Raw genomic sequence first — 2505 nt, forward strand, 5'->3', positions numbered from 1 at the left:
CGGCCGGGCGGGACGCGGCGCGGCGCGCGTTGCTGCGCAGCGGACCGGTGAGCGCGGCGTGGAGCGACTACTCGACGTCCTACGTGTCGCTGGCGCTGATGGCTGGACGCACGCCGCCGTTGCTCGAAGGCTTCCGTTCCTACCTGGACCACCCGCGGCGGGTGCATGAGCTGCGCGACCTGGAGCGCGTGATCTCCGAGCGGGAATCGACGTCGGTGTTCGACAGCCATCCGCCGATCCGCGAGCGGGTGGCCACCATGGCCTTGCTGAGCAGCGGCGACATCGCGATCGACGAGCGGCCCGGCTGGACGTTGCTCTCGGGCCTCCCGCCGGAGGCGTCGTCGTATCTCCTAGGTGTGGAGGGACCACTCGCGACGTGGGAGCAGCTCGTCTCGCTCAGCGGCCCCGCCCACGTGCGGCGCTACGCCGACGCACTGCGGCATGCGGGCCGGGTCAGCAAGGTCGGCGAGACGCTGACCGACGTGCTGGCGGCGTTGGAACGCGGCGAGCTGCACAAGCTGACGGGGGCGCCGGTGGACGCGTCGCTGACCGCGGAGCAGGTGCACGAAGCAGCTGTCGAAACCGTGACGGAACTCCTCGCGTGCGCGGTCGCGGACCAGCTCGTCACGGCTAAGCGCGCGACGCTGGAACTCAACTGGGGCGGGTTTTTCGTGCTGCGACTGCCCGACGGAGCTGCGATCTACCCGGATGATCTCGTCGCACCCGCCGTCCGTGACGCTAATCGGGTCGCTGAAGTGCGACTCCGGTTGCAGGCCATCGGCGTGGACGGACTGTGACGGAACGCTCACCCACCGACGTTGTTCACGCCATGTGACGGGGATTACACTGACCGCAGGTGCCGGTCGGCGCGTGCATTCGTCGGGGGATGCACGAGCCGACCGGCCACTTGCCTTTCCGGCAGTCCTGATGGGCGGTTTGGCGTGTTGGCGTAGCGTGATGCCGCCCGACAAACCACGGAAGCTACGGAACCCACAGACACGATGAGCAGCGAGAAGCCCGTCTCTCACTTCCTCGAACTCGCGCGCGGCATGGTGCCGCCGATGCACCCGGCCGGACGCCCGTTCGTCGCCGGCGCGGCGATCGCGACCCTCCTGGTCCGGCTGCGCTTCAAGCGGCTGGGCGTCGTCCTCGGCCTGGTCACGGCCTGGGTGGCGTGGTTCTTCCGCGAGCCGAAGCGCGTGACGCCGACCCGCCCGAACCTCGCGGTGGCCCCGGCCGACGGCACCGTCTCGCACGTGGTCGACGCCGTCCCGCCCGCTGAGCTCGGCCTCGGCTCCGAGCCGATGACGCGCGTCAGCGTGTTCCTCTCGGTGTTCGACGTGCACGTGCAGCGCGTGCCCGCGGACGGCGCGATCGTCCAGGTCTCCTACCACCCCGGCAAGTTCCTCTCGGCCGACCTCGACAAGGCGTCCGAGGAGAACGAGCGCAACACCGTGTGGCTGCGCACCGTCAACGGCCACGACCTCGTCGTCGTGCAGATCGCCGGTCTGGTCGCCCGCCGCATCGTGTGCGAGGTCTCCGAGGGCGAGAAGGTCGCCGCCGGCCAGACCTACGGCCTGATCCGCTTCGGCTCGCGCGTGGACCTCTACGTGCCGCGCGGCAGCCGCGTCCTGGTCGAGGCCGGCCAGCGCACCATCGGTGGGGAGACCGTCCTCGCCGAGCTTCCGGAGGCCTGATGGCTCCCAGCGGGCCCGGCGTTCGCCTGCTGCCGAACGCGATCACGGTCCTCGCGATGAGCGCGGGCCTGTCCGCCGTGCACTTCGCGAACGTCGGCATGTGGGGCGCGGCCATCGCGGCCATCGCCGCCGCCGCTGTGCTCGACGGCCTGGACGGCCGCATCGCCCGCCTGCTCGACGCGACGTCGAAGATGGGCGCCGAGCTGGACTCGCTGGCCGACGCCATCTCGTTCGGCGTCGCGCCGGCGCTGGCGATCTACCTCTGGAAGTTCGAGGGCAGCCGCGCCGGCTGGGTCATCGCGCTGATCTTCGCGGTCTGCATGGTGGTCCGCCTGGCCCGCTTCAACACGTTGCTGGAGAAGGAACAGCCGCCGTTCGCGAAGGAGTTCTTCGTCGGCGTCCCCGCTCCGGCAGGCGGACTGCTGTTGCTGCTGCCCCTGATCATCGAAGAGCAGGTGCGCACCGACGGCTGGTGGAACAACCCGATCGTCGTCGGCGTGTGGACGGTCATCGTCGCGATGCTGCTGGTCTCGCGCATTCCCACGCTGTCCGTGAAGACCGTGAAGGTGCCGCCGCGCGCGGTCGCACCCCTGCTGGTCCTCATCGGCCTGCTGGCCGCCGCGATCATCACGTTCCCGCTGGTGGCGCTGATCATCGCGATGGTCGTGTACCTGGCCCATCTTCCGTACTCGGTGCGCCGGTACATGTGGCTGTCCAAGCACCCTGAGGCCTGGACCGTCACGGGCGTGGAACGTCGTGCGATCAAGCGCGCGCACGGCGTGGCAGCGCGCCGCCTCGGCCTGCGTCA

At 70.2% G+C, this 2505-nt stretch carries 2 protein-coding genes and 1 pseudogene; all 3 read left to right on the top strand.

Annotated features, from left to right (window positions below; all coding sequences use genetic code 11):
* Positions 1–797: pseudogene (locus FXN61_RS48695) on the top strand (hypothetical protein); the annotation flags it as partial.
* A 204-nt stretch (positions 798–1001) separates the two neighbouring features.
* A complete protein-coding gene (locus FXN61_RS48700; protein ID WP_167980534.1) occupies positions 1002–1697 on the top strand; it encodes a phosphatidylserine decarboxylase in 696 nt (231 codons plus the stop codon).
* The coding region (gene pssA / locus FXN61_RS48705; protein ID WP_188136304.1) for a CDP-diacylglycerol--serine O-phosphatidyltransferase at positions 1697–2505 on the top strand (809 nt) is incomplete at its 3' end. The genes FXN61_RS48700 and pssA, both read left to right, overlap by 1 nt.

It is taken from the genome of Lentzea indica (assembly GCF_012184385.1).
GTDB classification, from domain to species: Bacteria; Actinomycetota; Actinomycetes; order Mycobacteriales; family Pseudonocardiaceae; genus Lentzea; species Lentzea indica.

What these genes read in the sequence shown, in the direction of transcription:
- FXN61_RS48700 (WP_167980534.1), top strand. Translation starts at nt 1,002, where the DNA reads ATGAGCAGCGAGAAGCCCGTCTCTCACTTCCTCGAACTCGCGCGCGGC.